Source organism: Georgenia thermotolerans (assembly GCF_009193185.1).
Classification (GTDB): Bacteria; Actinomycetota; Actinomycetes; order Actinomycetales; family Actinomycetaceae; genus Georgenia; species Georgenia thermotolerans.
Window position 1 is genome coordinate 1 of record NZ_VUKF01000024.1, and the last position, 16,117, is coordinate 16,117.

The 16,117-nt window shown below is 75.2% G+C and carries 13 protein-coding genes and 1 rRNA gene; 5 read left to right on the plus strand and 9 right to left on the minus strand.

Features of this window, described 5'->3' with window-relative positions; translation table 11 throughout:
* The 5 genes from GD970_RS12310 to GD970_RS12330 all read right to left on the minus strand — a co-directional run.
* Nucleotides 1-70, minus strand: a 16S ribosomal RNA gene (locus tag GD970_RS12310); the annotation flags it as partial.
* A 626-nt stretch (nucleotides 71-696) separates the two neighbouring features.
* On the minus strand, nucleotides 697-930 hold the full coding sequence (locus tag GD970_RS12315; RefSeq protein ID WP_152203198.1) for a lipoyl domain-containing protein: 234 nt from the start codon (nucleotides 928-930) through the stop codon (nucleotides 697-699).
* Entirely contained in the window at nucleotides 927-1,967 is a 1,041-nt protein-coding gene (locus tag GD970_RS12320; protein WP_152203199.1) for an alpha-ketoacid dehydrogenase subunit beta, read from the minus strand. The genes GD970_RS12315 and GD970_RS12320 overlap by 4 nt, the downstream gene beginning before the upstream one ends.
* Nucleotides 1,964-2,917, minus strand: a complete 954-nt coding sequence (locus GD970_RS12325; RefSeq protein ID WP_152203254.1) for a thiamine pyrophosphate-dependent dehydrogenase E1 component subunit alpha — start codon at nucleotides 2,915-2,917, stop codon at nucleotides 1,964-1,966. Before GD970_RS12325 ends, GD970_RS12320 begins: the two co-directional genes overlap by 4 nt.
* A gap of 192 nt (nucleotides 2,918-3,109) precedes the next feature.
* On the minus strand, nucleotides 3,110-3,841 hold the full coding sequence (locus GD970_RS12330; protein ID WP_152203200.1) for an IclR family transcriptional regulator: 732 nt from the start codon (nucleotides 3,839-3,841) through the stop codon (nucleotides 3,110-3,112).
* 85 nt (nucleotides 3,842-3,926) lie between these two features.
* Between GD970_RS12330 and GD970_RS12335 the strand changes: the two genes are divergently transcribed.
* The 3 genes from GD970_RS12335 (at nucleotide 3,927) to GD970_RS12345 (ending at nucleotide 6,890) form a co-directional block, all read left to right on the plus strand.
* Entirely contained in the window at nucleotides 3,927-4,517 is a 591-nt protein-coding gene (locus GD970_RS12335; protein WP_152203201.1) for a TetR/AcrR family transcriptional regulator, read from the plus strand.
* 5 nt (nucleotides 4,518-4,522) lie between these two features.
* Entirely contained in the window at nucleotides 4,523-5,761 is a 1,239-nt protein-coding gene (locus GD970_RS12340; RefSeq protein ID WP_152203202.1) for a nucleotide disphospho-sugar-binding domain-containing protein, read from the plus strand.
* A 121-nt stretch (nucleotides 5,762-5,882) separates the two neighbouring features.
* Nucleotides 5,883-6,890, plus strand: coding sequence for a GmrSD restriction endonuclease domain-containing protein (locus GD970_RS12345; protein ID WP_226925321.1), 1,008 nt, complete (start codon nucleotides 5,883-5,885; stop codon nucleotides 6,888-6,890).
* Between the two features lie 83 nt (nucleotides 6,891-6,973).
* On the opposite strand, the gene GD970_RS12350 is transcribed toward GD970_RS12345, so the two are convergent.
* The 4 genes from GD970_RS12350 to GD970_RS12365 all read right to left on the minus strand — a co-directional run bounded on the left by GD970_RS12350 (nucleotide 6,974) and on the right by GD970_RS12365 (nucleotide 13,325).
* Nucleotides 6,974-8,590 (minus strand): SLC13 family permease, encoded by a 1,617-nt coding sequence (locus tag GD970_RS12350; protein WP_152203204.1) that lies wholly within the window; start codon nucleotides 8,588-8,590, stop codon nucleotides 6,974-6,976.
* A gap of 85 nt (nucleotides 8,591-8,675) precedes the next feature.
* Complete coding sequence (locus GD970_RS12355; protein ID WP_152203205.1) at nucleotides 8,676-11,774, minus strand: sacsin N-terminal ATP-binding-like domain-containing protein; 3,099 nt, start codon at nucleotides 11,772-11,774, stop codon at nucleotides 8,676-8,678.
* 35 nt (nucleotides 11,775-11,809) lie between these two features.
* Nucleotides 11,810-12,904, minus strand: a complete 1,095-nt coding sequence (locus tag GD970_RS12360) for a DUF3027 domain-containing protein (protein WP_152203206.1) — start codon at nucleotides 12,902-12,904, stop codon at nucleotides 11,810-11,812.
* A 46-nt stretch (nucleotides 12,905-12,950) separates the two neighbouring features.
* A complete protein-coding gene (locus GD970_RS12365; protein WP_152203207.1) occupies nucleotides 12,951-13,325 on the minus strand; it encodes a cold-shock protein in 375 nt (124 codons plus the stop codon).
* A 242-nt stretch (nucleotides 13,326-13,567) separates the two neighbouring features.
* Here GD970_RS12365 and GD970_RS12370 point away from each other — a divergent pair, with 242 nt between their 5' ends.
* Together GD970_RS12370 and GD970_RS12375 are read left to right on the plus strand one after the other, a co-directional pair.
* Nucleotides 13,568-14,752: an SseB family protein gene (locus GD970_RS12370; RefSeq protein WP_152203208.1), complete on the plus strand. Its 1,185-nt coding sequence runs from the start codon at nucleotides 13,568-13,570 to the stop codon at nucleotides 14,750-14,752.
* 304 nt (nucleotides 14,753-15,056) lie between these two features.
* Nucleotides 15,057-16,091, plus strand: coding sequence for a hypothetical protein (locus tag GD970_RS12375; protein WP_152203209.1), 1,035 nt, complete (start codon nucleotides 15,057-15,059; stop codon nucleotides 16,089-16,091).
* The last annotated feature ends 26 nt before the right edge of the window (nucleotides 16,092-16,117 follow it).

Consider the following 16,117-nt stretch of genomic DNA (forward strand, 5'->3'; position numbering starts at 1 on the left):
ATCGTTCGACTTGCATGTGTTAAGCACGCCGCCAGCGTTCGTCCTGAGCCAGGATCAAACTCTCCGTAAAAAAATGCTGCCAAACCGGCCCCGAAGAACCGGCGACAAACCATACGAAGACAAACCCCACGAGAACGCGGGGCCAATCCATGGCATCACACCCCCCACCCGACGAGGCAGGCAAGGGAGCGTGTAACCAAAACAAAACAAAACCCGCGAACACCACCACACCAAACCAAACCGGCCGGCACGACGACGCCCACGAATCCATATGGCATCAAAAACTTGGCACACTGTTGAGTTCTCAAAGAACAGACACACACCATCAGCAGCCAGGAACCCAGTTCCCAACCCCTCCGGGGCAACCTCTCAATCTTAACCAACCCGGCCCGGCCTGTCAACCCGCCACTCTGAGTGGCGAACCATCACGCACTGGTTCCGAACTGGCCACCCCACCAGCAGGCACGGCAACGCCATGACCACTGAATCCGGGGGCTTCCCGCGGGACCGGCCACCATCTCGGTGTCCGTGCCTCCCTGGCGGGACTCCGAAATATTAGGCAGACCCCGAACCGACGGTCAAACCACCGACGCATGGCCTGCGTCACAGCACATCTGGCCCCGGCCTGGGGCTGCCAGGGGGGGGCACCGCCAGAGGGCTGCCGGGGTCGGCCGCACGCCCCGGCAGCCTCGGCGTCTACTCGATGCGGGCGATGGGCGACCCCTGCCGGATCTCGTCTCCCTCGCCGACGAGGAGGTGGATGGTGCCCCCGCCGGGCGCCGTCACCTCGGCATCCACCTTGTCCACCTGGACGTCGGCGAGGAGCTGGCCGGCCGCGACGGTCTCGCCGTCGGCGACGTACCAGGTGGCCAAGAGGCCCTCGACGTCGGGCCGGGTCTCGTCGAGCGCCGGGAAGGGCACCTCCGTCATTCTAGGACCTTCCTGATGGCGGCCTCGATGCGGTCGTGGCGGGGCAGGACGGCGTACTCGAGGTTGTGCGCGTACGGGATGGGGACGTCGGGCATCGTGACGCGCTGGACGGGCGCCCGCAGGAGCGTCGGGTCCTCGTCCACGACGGTGGCCGCGACCTCCCCGGAGAGCCCGAAGGAGTGGTAGTCCTCGTCCACGACGACCAGCCGGCCGGTCTTGCCGACCGACTCCAGGATCGCCGCCCGGTCCAGTGGCACGAGCGAGCGCAGGTCGATGACCTCGGCGTCGATCCCTTCGCCCGCCAGCTTGTCGGCGACGTCGAGCGCGTGGTGGACCGAGAGCGAAAGGGTCACGACCGAGACGTCCGTGCCCGCCCGCGCGGTGCGGGCCTTGCCGATGGGCACGAGGTACTCCCCCTCGGGCACGACGTCAACGGAGCGGCGGTTCTTGGCCATCCACGGCAGGCCCATGACGCCCTTGTGGAACATGTAGACCACCGGGGAGTCGTCGCGGATGGCCGCGGTCATCAGCCCCTTGGCGTCGGCGGGCGTGGCGGGCACGACGACCTTCATGCCGGGCAGGTGGGCGAAGGTGCCCCACAGGGTCTGGGAGTGCTGGCCGCCGTCGGAGTAGCCGCCGCCGACCGCGGTGGTGAGCACCATCGGCACAGTGACGTTGCCGCCGGAGAAGTAGTGGATCTTCGCCATGTGGTTGTAGATCTGGTCCAGGCACACGCCCATGAAGTCGGCGAACATGAGCTCCGCGATGGGACGCATCCCCTCGGTGGCGGCGCCGACGGCCATGCCGATGAACGCCGTCTCGGAGATCGGGGTGTCGATGACCCGGTCCTTGCCGAAGCGCTCCTGCAGGCCGGTGGTGGAGGAGAAGATCCCGCCGTAGGGGCCTACGTCCTCCCCCAGGTAGATGACGGCAGGGTCACGCTCCATCTCCTGCGCGATGGCCTCGACCATCGCCTTGGAGGTGTTGAGGCGCCGTCCGGTCTCGGGCGCCTGGTTGCGGGTGTCGGTCTGGGTCATCGTCCTGCCTCCTCGGCGAACACGTGGTGGAGGACCTCCGCGGGGTCCGGGAGCGGGCTGTCCTTGGCGAAGCGGACGGCGTCCTCGACGCGCTCGGAGGCCTCCGCGCGGATGCGCTCGACCGCGGCGTCGTCGACGATCCCGGCCTCCCGCAGGCGGGCCTCGTACCGGGGCAACGGGTCCAGGGTCGCGACGGTGGCCAGCTCGGGGCGGTAGCCCTGGGCGTCGCCCTCGAAGTGGCCCCACATGCGCAGGGTGCGCACCTCGATGAGGGTGGGCCCCTCGCCGGCCCGGGCGCGGCGCACGGCACGCTCGGCGGCCGCGTAGACGGCCTCGACGTCGTTGTCCTCCACCCGCTCGCCGGGCATGCCGTAGCCGGCGGCGCGCGCGGCGTTGGAGGTGACGGCGGTGGAGGCCGACCGCGGCACGGAGATGCCCCACTCGTTGTCCTCCACGACGAAGACCACCGGCAGCTTCCACAGCGCCGCCAGGTTGAGCGACTCGTGGAAGGCGCCCTGGTTGGCGGCGCCCTCGCCGGTGACCGCCACGGCGACGGCGTCGGTGCCGGCGCGCCTGAAGGCGAGGGCCGCGCCCAGCGCGGGCGGGTAGCCCTCGGCGATGATGCCCGAGCAGGAGAAGTGCACCGCCGGGTCGAACAGGTGCATGTGGCCGCCGCGTCCGCGCCCCAGGCCGGTGGCGCGGCCGAAGATCTCGGCGGTCATCTTGCGCATGTCCACGCCGTGGGCGACGGCGAAGTGGTGCGGGCGGTGGGTGGCGGTGACGGCGTCGTCGGCGGTGAGGTGGGCGCACACGCCGGCGGCCACCGGCTCCTGGCCGGCGGACAGGTGCATCTCGCCGGGGATCAGGCCCTTGCCGATGTCGAAGCCGGGGCCCTTGTCCGCGTGGTACTCCCGGAGGATGGCCTCCTCGAAGGTGCGGCTGAGGACCATGGTGGCGAACAGGTTGCGGCGGACGTCGTCGGGCAGGTGCTGACCGGGCGCCTGGGCCTCGGTCGGTTCGGGGACGGGTGCGGGTTGGGAGAGTGAGGTCGACACGGTGCCTCCATTGGCTTGATGTCCGTGCGGCCACTGTCGGCCGGGGCCGCGGCGCCCGGCAACGGCGAAGTTTTCAGATGGTGAGAATCAGGTGGTCCCGGCCAGCGCCAGCAGCCGGGCGGCCCGGCGCAGCGCGTCGGGGCGCCCGAGGACCGCTCGCGCGCGGGCGGCGGGGACGGAGACGGCGACGGCGCCGGTCACGGCGCCGGTGGGCAGCGGCATGGCGGCGCACACGGTGCCCAGGGCGTACTCCTCGCGGTCCAGCACGAGCTCACCGCCCGCCGTCAGCTCGCGCAGCGCGCGCCGGTCGGTGACGGTGTGCGGGGTGAGGTCGAGCAGCGGGTGGGCGTGGAGGTAGTCGCGCCGGTCCGCCTCTGGCAGCGCGGCGAGCACGGCCTTGCCGACGGCGGTGGCGTGCGCCGCCTCGTGGACGCCGACCCACAGGTCGGTGCGGGGCGCGGCGGGGCTGTCGACGATGTCGACGACGTGGATCTCGCCGTCGTCCAGGACGGCGAGATAGGCCGCGGCCCCCAGGTCGTCGTGGAGCTGCCGCAGCACCCGGCGGGTCCGGTGCGGGCTCGGCGCGGGCCGGGGCGTCGCGGCGAGCGCGTCCAGGTGGTCCCCGAGCACGTAGCCCTCGCCGGTGCGCTCGAGGTAGCCCTCGTGCACCAGGGTGCGCAGCAGGTGGTAGGTGGTGCCCAGCGGCAGGCCGGTGAGGTGGGCGAGCCGCTTGGCCGGCACGGGGGTGCCGCACGCGCCGACGGCGTCGAGCAGGGTCAGCGCGCGGACCACGGAGTTGATCAGGGTCGGCTGCGTCATCGGGGCCTCCTCCGGCCCAGCGTAGGGCGCATCCGCGGCGGCGGAGCCCTGTCGCGGCGCCCACTTTCGCGTTAGTCTCGTTGACATGAAAGGTGGTCCGTCCCGGGCCTACCGCATGGCCGCCCGCGCCGAGTCGACGGCGGCCACTGGCGAGCGCATCCTCGCCGCTTCCCTGGAGCTGTTCTGGGAGCGCCCGACCGACCAGATCTCCCTCGTCGACGTCGCCGCGCGCGCCGGGGTCAGCGTGCAGACGGTCATCCGCCGCTTCGGCGGCAAGGAGGGGCTGTTCGCCGCGGTGGCCGAGCGGGAGCGCCGGCGCATCGTCGCCCAGCGCGACGAGGCCCCGGCCGGAGACCTGGTCCGGGCGGTCGAGGTCCTGTTCGACCACTACGAGGACGTCGGCGACAAGGTCCTGCGCCTGCTCGAGGAGGCACCGCGCGTCCCCGGGCTGCGTGCCGTCGTCGAGGAGGGACGCTGTTATCACCGCGCCTGGTGCGCGCGGGTGTTCGCCCCGGCCCTGACCGGCCGGCACGGGACCGACCGCGACCGGCGGCTGGCCCAGCTCGTCGCCGTGTGCGACGTCTACGTGTGGAAGCTGTTGCGCCGCGACGCGGGGCTGAGCCGCCGCCAGGCCCAGCTCGCCGTCGTGGAGCTGCTCGAGCCCCTCCTGGAGTGATGGCCATGGCCCACGTCCTCGCGTACACCTCGCCCGCCCGCGGGCACCTCTTCCCGCTCGTCCCCGTGCTCGACGAGCTCCGGCGCCGCGGCCACACCGTCTCCGTCCGCACCCTGGCGGCGGAGGTCGACGCGCTGCGCGCCCGCGGCATGGCGGCCACGGCGCTCGGCCCGGCCGTCGAGGCCATGGCGCTGAGCGACTGGCGCGGGCGGGGTGCGCGCGACAGCCTGCGCCGCAGCGTGGGCACCTTCGCCGGCCGGGCCCCGCTCGACGCCGCCGACCTGGGCGCCGCGATCGACCGGGACCGTCCCGACGCCGTGCTCGTCGACATCAACGCCTGGGGTGCCATGGCGGCCGCCGAGGCCTGGGGCGGTGCGTGGGCGGCCTACTGCCCCTTCCCGTTGCCGCTGAGCTCGGCGGACGCCCCGCCGTTCGGGCCCGGGCTGCCGCCCGCCCGCGGGCCGCTCGGCCGGCTGCGCGACCGGCTCGTCCGGCCGCTCGTCATGGGCACCATCGCGCGCACCACCCTGCCCCCGCTGAACGCGGTGCGGGCCGGCGTCGGCGTGCCCCCGCTGGCCTCGGCGGACGACATCTACCTCGCCCCGCCCCTGCTGCTGGCCATGACCGCCGAGCCGTTCGAGTACCCGCGGCGCGACTGGCCCTCCGGCGTCGTGCTGGTCGGCCCGTGCGACTGGGACCCACCCGCCGCGGCGCCGGCCTGGCTCGCGGAGGTCCGCCGCCCGCTCGTGCTCGTCACCACGTCCTCGGAGTTCCAGGACGACGGCGCGCTGGTCCGCGTCGCGCTCGAGGCCCTGGCGGACGAGCCGGTCACCGTCGTCGCCACGGTGCCCGCGGGCGACCCGGCCGACTTCGCCGTCCCGCCCAACGCGCGCGTCGAACGCTTCGTGCCGCACGGGCCGCTGCTGGAGCGGGCGGCGTGCGCCCTCACCCACGGCGGCATGGGCGCCACGCAGAAGGCGCTGGCGCACGGGGTGCCGGTCTGCGTGGTGCCGTTCGGCCGGGACCAGCTCGAGGTCGCGCGGCGGGTGGTGACGTCCGGCGCGGGCACCGCCGTGCGGTCCGGCCGGCTGACGGCCCCGCGCCTGCGCGCGGCGGTCCGCGAGGCGGCGCGCCGCCGTCGCGAGGCGACCGTCGTCGCCGCCGCCTTCGCGGCCGCCGGCGGCGGGGCCACCGCGGCCGATGCCCTCGAGGCGCGCCTGCTGGCCACCCGCCGGGCACACTGAGCCCGAGCCGCGTCTCCGCGCGTCCATCGGCCGGGCCGGGCGGACCGAGTCGCTGCTCACACCCTTGCGCCGGGCGTCCGAAGCCGCCGTTTTTCACGAGGCCCGGGTCCATAATTTGACCGTGGTGCGCCGTTCCTCCTTCTCCCCCCGTGCCGGCCTGGTCGGCCTCGTGCTCGCTGCGGCGGTGTCGCTCGGCGGCTGCGGCGGCGGGGCCACCGCCCAGCAGGCCGACCCGGGCAGCGCAACGGCGACCAGCGCGCCCGCGTCCACCACCGCGCCCGCTCCCGCCCCCCGCACCTCGGCCCCGACGGACCCCGCGGCAGCGCCCACGCCGCCGGCCGCGGTGGCCGGGTCGGCGATGGCCGCGGCCCAGCAGCTCGAGGTCAAGGGGCGCGCCCCCAAGACCGGCTACGAGCGGGACCTGTTCGGCAGCGGATGGGTCGACGTCGACCACAACGGCTGCGACACCCGCAACGACATCCTCGCCCGCGACCTCGAGGGTGAGACCTTCAAGCCCGGCACGCGCGACTGCGTCGTGCTCACCGGCACCCTGGCCGACCCCTACTCGGGCGCGACGATCGCGTTCGTGCGCGGCAACGGCACGTCCAACGACGTGCAGATCGACCACGTGGTGGCCCTCAGCGACGCCTGGCAGAAGGGCGCACAGGGGTGGGACGGGGGCACGCGGGTGGCCTTCGCCAACGACCCGCGCAACCTCCTCGCCGTCGACGGCCCGCTCAACGGGCAGAAGGGCGACGCCGACGCCGCCACCTGGCTCCCGCCGAACAAGGCCTACCGCTGCGCGTACGTCGCGCGGCAGGTGGGGGTCAAGGCCACCTACGGGCTGTGGGTGACCCAGGCGGAGCAGGACGCCATGGTGCGGGTGCTCTCGACGTGCCCGGACCAGCCGCTGCCCGAGGGGTTCGGCGCGGCCGGCTCGGCACCGGCCGGGGCGGCCGGCCCGGCACCCGCACCGGCGCCGGCCCCGGCTCCGGCCCCCGCGCCGGCGGCCGAGCCCTACGCGAACTGCGCGGCGGCCCGCGCCGCGGGCGCGGCCCCGGTGCACCGCGGCGATCCGGGGTACGGCGCGCACCTGGACCGCGACGGCGACGGCGTCGGCTGCGAGTGAGCGGCGACGGCGTCGGCTGCGAGTGAGCCACGCCGGGCCGCCGGTGCTTCCGGGGTCCGCCTCCGCCTGCCCGCGCCCGAGGGCTACCCCAGCCCCAGCAGCGACCCCATGGCCATCACGCCGGCGACGATGAGCACGATGCCGATGACGTCGAAGACCACGCCCGAGCGGACCATCTTCATGATGGGCACCATGCCGGTGCCGTAGACGATGGCGTTCGGCGGGGTCGAGACCGGCAGCATGAATCCGAAGGACGCCCCGAAGATCGCGGCCACGGCCGGGATGACGGGGTTGACCCCGGCGGCCTCGGCGAGCGGGATGACGATCGGCACGACGACGCCGACGCTGGCGGTGTTCGACGTGGTCTCGCTGATGATCACCGCCACGACCGTCGCCAGCAGCGTCAGCCCGAGCAGCGAGCTCACCCCGAGGGTGTCGCTCAGCGCGCCGCCGATCGTCTTGGCCAGCCCGGTGGAGCCGAGCAGGCTCCCCAGGGTGATGCCGGCGCCGAACAGCAGGATCGTCCCCCAGTCGATTCGGGCGGCGTCGTTCCAGCTGATGGTGAACTGGCGGCGGCTGAAGTCGATGGGCAGGAGGAACAGCAGGCTGGCGGCCACGATGGCCACCGCGCCCTCGTTGAGGCGGGCGGTGACGGTCTCGTAGACCGGCCCCTCGCCGCCGGTCACCAGCGCGACGGCGCCCGGGGTCACCCACAGCACCACGGCGACGGCGAAGGCGATGAGCGTGTTGCGCCCGCCCCGGCCCATCGGCCCGAGCGCGGCCCGCTCCTGGCGCACGTACTCCTCGACCCCGTCGATGCGGCTCGCCTCCGGGCGGTTGAGCCCGACGAGGATGACGCACAGCGCCACGAACATCACCAGCACGATGGGGAAGGCGAGCACCATCCAGGTGAAGAACGGGATGGTCTGCCCGGTAGCCTCCTCGATGAGGCCCCGCCCGATGAGGTTGGGCGGGCTCCCCACCGGGGTGAGCAGCCCCCCGACGCTGGCCCCGTAGGCGACCATGAGCATCAGCGCGGTGGCGAAGCGCAGCCGCCGGGGGTCGACCTCCTCGCCCGACTGCGCGGCCATGATCCCGGCGAGGAAGGCGACGATCCCGGCGGCGATGGGCATCATCATCGCCGCCGTCGCGGTGTTGGAGACGAACGCGCTGAGCAGCGCGGTGATCGCGCCGAAGGCGACGATGACCTTCACGGTGGAGGTGCCCACGCCCGGCACGCTGAGCACGGCGAAGGCGAAGCGGCGGTCCAGCCCGTGCTTGCGCATCGACTCGGCGATGATGAAGCCGCCGACGAAGACGAACAGCGTGGAGTTGCCGAACAGGGCGAAGACGTCGGCGGCCGGCGCAACGTCCACGATCACGACCAGCGCCATGGCCAGGACCGCCGTGACGGGGATCGGGATGGCCTCGGTGATCCAGTAGACGATGACGAAGGTGAGGATGCCGGCGAGCTTCTGGGCCGGGGCGTCCAAGCTCCCGGTGAGCAGGTAGACGACGACGCCGGCGACCGGGCCCAGGAAGAGGCCCACGGTGCGGCGCATCCGTTCCAGGCGCTGCTCGGCCGGGCTGAGGATCTCCTGCACCTCGTCGAAGGTGCGGTAGGTTCCCGGGCCCTCCAGGGTCCGCACGCCGGCCCGGCGTGGCGGCGGCGACCCGGCGCGATCGGACGTCTCAGACATTCTCTCTGCCCCCCTTGGCGAGAATCCTGTGAGTTTCCTGCATGATTCCCGACATCCGGCGGGGTGACATCTCGAGCGGCCGGCGTCAGTCCCCCGCCTGCTCGGCGAGCAGCTCGTCGACCCGGGCGGGCTCGGCCAGCGCGGCCTCGACCACGTGCCGTGCCGGCCACGCCGCCGCCGCTTGGGCGAGCGCCCGCGCCAGGCCGGCGGTGGTGGTGGCCCAGGCGGCGCCGTCGGCCGCCCACCACTCGACCTCGACGCCCTCGACGCGCAGCTCCTCGCACTCCCACCACTGCGCCGGCGCGCCGGGCAGCACGGCCAGCGCGGCGGGCGGGGTGGGCTGCAGGACGGCGCCGGCGGCCTCCGGGGCCGCCTCGGCGGCCGCGTCGAGGTCGAGCAGGTCCGCCACCGGCTCGACCAGGGCGGGCGGCGCCGGCAGCACCGGGCCGACCTGGGCCCACATCGGGGCGCCGACCAGCGCGTCGTCGGCCGGCACCATCCGCGCCGTCCCGGCGTCGAGCACGGGCACGGCCGCCGGCGCCAGCTCGAGCCCGCCGTCGGCGGCGCGGGCCAGGCCGCGCCACAGGGCCACCGCGTCCGGCATGGCGAGACTGCCCTCCGCCGGCCAGGCGGCGACGTACGCCTCCCACCCGGGCCCCTCGAGCTCGTCGAGGTCGCGCACGGCGCCGAGGGCGGCGAGCACGGCGTCGTCGAGCCGGTCCAGGCCCGCGGGGGTGTCGGGCAGGAAGGGGACCCGGGCCCGGGCGCCGGCGCGCGGGTGCACGAACGGGGCGCCGAGCTCCTCGCGCAGCCACCAGGCGGTGTAGGACGGCGCCCGCCGGCCCGGCGCCCGCCCGCCGGAGACGGCGCGCACCTCGGTGAGCAGCGCGGCGCGCGCGTCGCGGTCCTCCGCCAGGCGGGCCAGCAGGTCCGGCCAGGCGTCCTCGGCGACGGCATCGAGATCGGCGACGGCGGGCAGGTCGCCGACGTAGGCGCCGGGGCCGAGGACGGCGCCGAGGTGGACGAGGTAGTCCGCCCACCCCTCCACCGGCTCCTCCGCGCCCGCCGGCTCGGCGACGACGTCGCGCACCGTGGTCACGACGAGGTCTTCGCGGACCCCGACGGCGCGCAGCGTGGCGGCGTCCCACCGCGCGGCGACGGCGGGGGCGAGCCGGTCGAGGGCGTCGAGCACGCCGGCCGCCCAGCTGCCCGGCAGCACGAGCTCGGCGGCGCGGCACCACGTCCCCTCCTCGCCCGGCAGCGGCAGGTCGGCGAGCCAGCCCGGCAGGGCCGCGTCCGGACGCTCGCGACGGGCGTGCTGGGCCAGGTCCAGGACCGCGGCGACGGCGGGCGGGAGGGCGCCGTCGGCGGTGGCAGCGTGCTCGAGGTCGGCGCCGGGCAGGTCGCCCCCGGCCGCGACGGCCGCGCGGACCGCCTCCTCGGCGAGCACGGCGGCGGCGTCGGCCTCGACGGCGCCCAGGGTGTGCAGCACGGGGTGGGCGGCCTCGGGGTGGACGACCCGCAACCCGGGGAAGGCGGCCGCGGCGGACGGGGTCTCGGCCCAGAAGCGGGCGAGGCCGGCCGTGGGCAGCAGCACGCCGCGGGCGCCGCGGACGGTGCGCCCGTCGGCCAGCGGCACGGGCAGCCCGGCCAGGGCCTCGCGATGTGCGGCGGCGTGCGGGGCGAGGGCGACGTAGAGCTCGTGCCACCGCCGCGGCGGGCCGGCCGCGGGGAGCGCGTCGACGACGTCGGTGAGCTCGCGCAGCGCCACGCCGAGCACCCTGGCCTGGCCGTGGTGCCCGGGCGGCACGTGCACCAGGCCGCCGACCATCCGGGCGAGCGCGCCGAGCACGGCGGCGTCCTGCCCGAGCGGGCCGGCGAGGGCCTGGGCGGCGCGGGCGGGGAGCCGGTCGCCGCCGCCGACCTCGGCGAGCAGCGGCGCGCGGCGCAGCGCCGGCAGGACCGCGGCGTGCAGGGCGGCGTCGAGGGGGCCGGCGGGCAGGCCGGTGGGCACCAGCGCGAGGGGGTCCTCCCCGGCCTCGGCCGCGACCGCGGCGAGGTCGGCGTAGAGCTCGCCCGCCCGGGCGACCAGCGCGTCGGTCAGCGGGCCGGCGGCGACGTGCCGGCGCGAGGGGTCCAGCGGCAGGCTGGCGACGAGCAGCGCGGGCAGGGTGCACGGCTCGTCGGTGGGGGTGGGGGCGTGCACGACGCCGGGGTGGGCGACGCCGTCGCCGTCCCGCTCACCCAGGTGGGCGGGACGGTCCTGCACGGCGACGTGCGCGGGGCCGGCACCGTGCCCGGCGGCCGGCCGGGCGGCGTCGTCCGTGTTGCGGCGGCGTGGCAGCGCCCAGGTGAGGCTCCAGCCGGCGCGCTCGCGCTCCTCCACGGGCCGGGCGGCGAGCAGCACCGGGTCGAGCGTGCCCGTGGCCCGCACGGTGAGCCAGCGGCCGGCGACGTCGGCGATCCGCCGCGTGGCGCCGTCGGCCTCGACGACGATCTCGATCAGCGCCGGCAGGGCGAGCACGGTCACGTCGGAGACCTCGGCGAGGGCGGCGCGCACCGCCGCGACCTCGTCGGGGCCGCGCAGCGCCAGCGTCACGGCGGTGACGTAGCCGTCGGGTACCCGTGGATGGAGGTGGGGGAAGGGCAGGCGCAGCGCGGGCAGGTCGCCGTGGCGGCGCGCGACCTCCTCCCCGAGCGTGGGCAGCTGGGCGCCGGCGCCGGCGAGGACCTCGCGGGTGCGGCCGAGCGAGAAGGCGACCCCGGCGACGCCGGCGGGGGTGCGGGTGGCGATCGTGACCTCGTCGCTGACCGACCGCACGGCGGCGAACCCGACGCCGAAGCGGCCGACCATGGCGCCGGCGCGCTTGGCCGAGGCACGCATGCTCGCCAGGGCGGCCACGCCGTCGGCGGTGAGCGGGGCGCCGGTGTTGGCAGCGAGCAGCCGGGCGCCGTCGTCGCCGGTGGTCAGGCGCAGCAGGAGCCGGCCCGGTGCCCCGCCGGCCGCGGCCGCGTCGGCGGCGTTCTGGGTGAGCTCGACGACGACGCGGTCGCGGTAGTAGCCGCGGGCGTGGTCCTCCTCGAGGTTGGCGTCCTGCCGCAGGCGGGAGGGGTCGCGCAGCCAGGTCGCGACGGCGGCGTCGCGCAGGGCGGTGGTGTCGAAGGGGTCCGGTGCGTCGGGCACCGCCGCATCATCCCACCGGCCCGGAGGCGGGCCGCTCAGGCCTGGTCGAGACCCTTACGGTCGGTCGCGGCGTCGTCCTGGGCCGGCTCCGGCTCGCCGAACTCGGGCACGGCGTCGGCGGCGGACTCGGCCGCCTCCTCCTGGGCGATCTCGGCCGGCACGTCCCGGTCGACGAGGGGCTCGTCCGTCGGCGTCTCGGCCGCGGTGGTCTGCTCGCCGGACGGCGTCTCGGCCGCGGCGACCGGTTCACCGGCCGTTTCCTGGTCGGGCTCGGACACCGGCGCGGCGGCCTCGGTCTCGCCCTCGGCGTCGGCCTCGACGGTCTCGACGACCTCCGGCGCGACCGGGTGGGTGGCGAGGACCTCGAGGTCGCGCTCGTCGATGACCGGGGCGGAGGGGTTCCACAGCGAGGCGGGGTGCGGGGCGTCGGTCTCGGAGTGCGCGCCACAGCCGTGGTCCATGGAGACCACGCGACCGTCGTCGGGCGACCACTCGTTGGCGCAGACGCCGAACACCGTGCGCGGGGAGCCGTCGAGCTTCATGAGGAAGCCGCAGGTGGAGCACTGGCCCTTGGCGGCCTTGGCGCTGGCGGCCTGCGGGCCGCGGTCGCCGTCGTACCAGCGGGTCAGCGCCTCGCGCCGGCCCTCGGGGGAGAGCACGCGCGGGCGGCCCAGGCCGAGCTCGTAGATGGCCAGCCGGTCGGCGTCCTCCTCCCCGGTGGCCTCGTAGCCCTGCTCGAGGCGCGGGTCGTCGGCCAGGTAGGGCAGGGCGTCGGTGGGGCCGACGTCGCCGGGGCGCAGCCGGTCCGACCACGGCACCCACTCGGGGGCCAGGAGCGCGCCCTCGCCGGGCAGCAGCTCGGCCTCGCACACCGTGGCCACCCGGCCGCGGGGTGGGCGGGCGAGCGTGATCGCCCAGTGCCAGCCGCGGTAGCCGGGCACCCGGGCCTCGAAGACGTGCGTGATCAGCCGGTCCCCCTCGACGACCATGCCGAGGTGGTCCCCTACCTCCCCCGGGCGCGCGAGCTCCTCGGCGGCCTGGCGGGCGAGCTCGACGGCCGCGGGGGCCGCCAGCACGGTCTCCTTGCCGGCGCGCGAGGTGATGCGGGGCGTCTTGGTTGCTGCTGACACGTCGCTCAGTGTAGGTGCTGCTCTCGGGACGGATCCGCCGCCGGGCTCAGGCGTCGAACTGGTCGGCGACGGCCCGGAGCAGCTGGGCAAGCTTCTTGCTGTTCTCCGGGTAGCGGCCGCGGTGGAGGGAGTTGGAGGTACGGTCGAGCGCCTTGATGAGGTCCTCGACGATGGGCACCATGTCCTCGGCCGGCTTGCGGTGGGCGCGCACGACCGACGGCGGCTCCTCGAGCACCGTCACCGACAGCGCCTGCGGGCCGCGGCGGCCCTCGGCCACGCCGAAGTCGACGCGCGCGCCGGGCTTGGGGCTGGCCCCCGCGGGCAGCGCGGAGGCGTGCAAGAAGACCTCACCGCCGTCGTCGGCGGCGATGAATCCGAAGCCCTTGGCGGCGTCGTACCACTTGACCTTGCCGGTAGGCACGGGGCGACCTCACTTCTTCCTCATACGCGACGAAGGCGCCAGCCGTGCTGGCGCCGCTTCCTGGGGTCAAGGATACCGGGCGGGCGGCCGCGAGCACTCCCCCTTTCGGCCCAGGGGGTCACCGCGCCCTTTTCGTCCCGGGTGGATCGCCGGGCCGAAACCTGCACCCGCCCCCGGGTCGCGCCTCGCGCGCGGGTGGGTCAGCCTGGAAAACCATGCCGGCCACGCGGAGGGAGCCGTCGATGTCCGTCCCGTCGCCCCGTCTCCGGGTACGCGTGGACCGGGACGCCGTGGCCCGCGACGACGGCCGCCGGCCCTGGCAGCGCGAGCTCACGATCGACGGCGAGGCCACCCTGACCGAGCTGGTCGAGCTGCTCGGGCTGCCGCTGGCGTTCACCGACGACCGGGGCGTGTGGGCGCTGATGCGCGGCCAGGAGGCGGAGGACGGCGTGCACATCCTCGCCGTCGTCGAGCAGATCCCGGCTCCTGAGGGACCGCCGCGGTGGACGGTGCACATGGTCTCCCACGTCCCGCCCGCGCAGCTGGCCGACGACGGCGTGGTCGACCTGCACTTCCGCTCCCTGCCGGGGCCGCCGCGCGAGGTGGTCGCGGCCGCGCACCGCGGGGACTCCTACTCCCGCCCGGCCGCCGAGGGGCAGCCCGCCGACAACGCGCCAGTGCGCACGGCGCTGGAGACCTACGCCGCCGACCAGACCGCGGAGAACGCCCTCGACGTGCTGCGCCAGGCCTTCGGCGGCCAGCTGGTGCTCGACGCCACCGGCTCGACCTTCGGCGACGAGGCCCGTGGGGGCGTCACCCGCCTGGTCATCAACTTCATCCGCGCCCCCGACGGCAGCAAGGCGTTGCCCGCCTTCACCGGGCACGCCGAGCTGGTGAAGTTCCGCGAGGAGGACGAGGAGGGGCCGCGCTCGCTGGTCCAGCCGGCAGACCGGGTGCTGGCCTTCTTCGTGCGAGACCCGGAGGCGCGGTGGCTGTACATCGACCCGGCGGGACCACCGCTGGGCATCCGCCGCGACCAGGTCGAGTTCGCCCTGCAGGCCGGGCACAACGCGCCGGTGAAGAACGCGCTGACCCGGCCGGACCTGACCATGCAGGATCTCTTCGACGCCCTGCGGGTGCCGGGCGGCATCCTCTTCGTCGGTGACCGCGGCCAGGGAGAGGACATCCAGCCCCTGGTGGTGGACACGGGCGGCAGCGAGAAGCTGCTCGCCTTCACCTCCGCGGTCGAGGCGGCGGCGTGGGACCGGACCATGCGCTTCCACCGGCTGAGCGTCGGCGGGGTGCTCGAGCTGGTGCTGGAGCTGGGCGCTCAGGGCCTGCTGCTCAACCCCGGCGGGCCGTCAGCGACCGTGTCGGCGCTGCAGGTGCGCCGGTTCCTCGGGACGTGGCAGGAGGCGACGGCGTAGGGCGCGCCGTGCCCGCCCGCCGCGCGCCGGTGCGGGGCCTGCTCGAATCCCTTCCCAACCGTGCCCAGCCGCCCGTGCCGGGTGTCCCCACAGTCCCCTCTCGCTGAAGTCGAGCGTTGGTGGTGAGTGCGAGCTCCCTGGAGCTCGCACTCACCACCAACGCTCGTACGCACGTCGCCCGCGCTGGGCCAGAACCCCCGACGCGCCACCCCGGAGCCGCTCGAGCCGCCGGCGCCGCGAGCGCATCCACAGAGGAAGGGGCGCCCCCAGCGCGAGGACGGCACGCGCTGGGACTGTCGGGGCCATGTCCATCGCCTTGCCCCGGTCGCGCCCGTTGCCGCAGATCGTGCTCGTTCGCGACGTCGGCTACGACGCCATTCGGCCAGCCGTCCGGGCCGGTGAGCTCGTCAAGGTGCGCAGGGGCGCTTATGCCCCTCCCCTCGAGGCACCGGAGCAGTGGCGCCAGCTCGAGCACCTCGCCCTCTCCCGCTGCGCCGCGCTCGCCCGTCAGCTGTCGTGCGAATTCATCTTCAGCCACCGCACAGCCGCCCTCATCCACGGATGCTGGGTCTACTGGAACGACGCGACCACGCACATCAGCCAATGGGTCAGGCCGCCACAAGAGGGAGGCTCGGCCCTGCGCCGGCATCTCATCGCCGATCTGCCCGAGACCGACATCGTCATCGTCAGCGGGGTACGCGTGACGTCCCTGGAACGCACCGTGGTCGACTGCGCCCGGACGATGCGCCCGCGGGAGGCACTCGCCATCGCGGACAGCGCCATGCGGATCCTCGCCCGCCCCGACCGCTTCGACCGGGTGAGCTCCGCGCGCCGGGTGGAGGCGGTCCGGGAGTCGCTGCGAGCGAGACTGGCCCAGCGGCGTGGAGACCGTGGCGTGGTGAGGGCGCGTGCGGTGGTCGAGTCCGCCGACGCGTTCTCCGAGTCGGCCGGCGAGACGGACCTGCGGTGGGTCGCCGTCTCGCGGGGGCTGCCCCGGCCGGTCGCGCAGCTCGCCGTGGAGACGACAGAGGGCGTCTTCTTCAGCGACCTCGGCTGGTCGGTGAAGGCCCCCAAGACTCGCCTCGTCCTGGCCGAGTACGACGGCCTCCAGAAGTACCGCGCCGCGAACGGCACGGCGCCGGGCGCGGCGCTGTACGCCGAGAAGGTGCGGGAGGACGCCCTCCGTGCCGCGGGCGCGGTCGTGCACCGGTTCGTCAGGCAGCACTTCCGCGACCTCGACGCACTCTTCGCGCGGCTCTGTCAGGGCTTCCCGCCCTCGATGCTCGACAACCTCACGCCGGTACGGGGCCTGCTCGAGGTCCCGCACCGGGGCGGCTGAGCCGGTCAGCTGCCGGCGGTGAACCG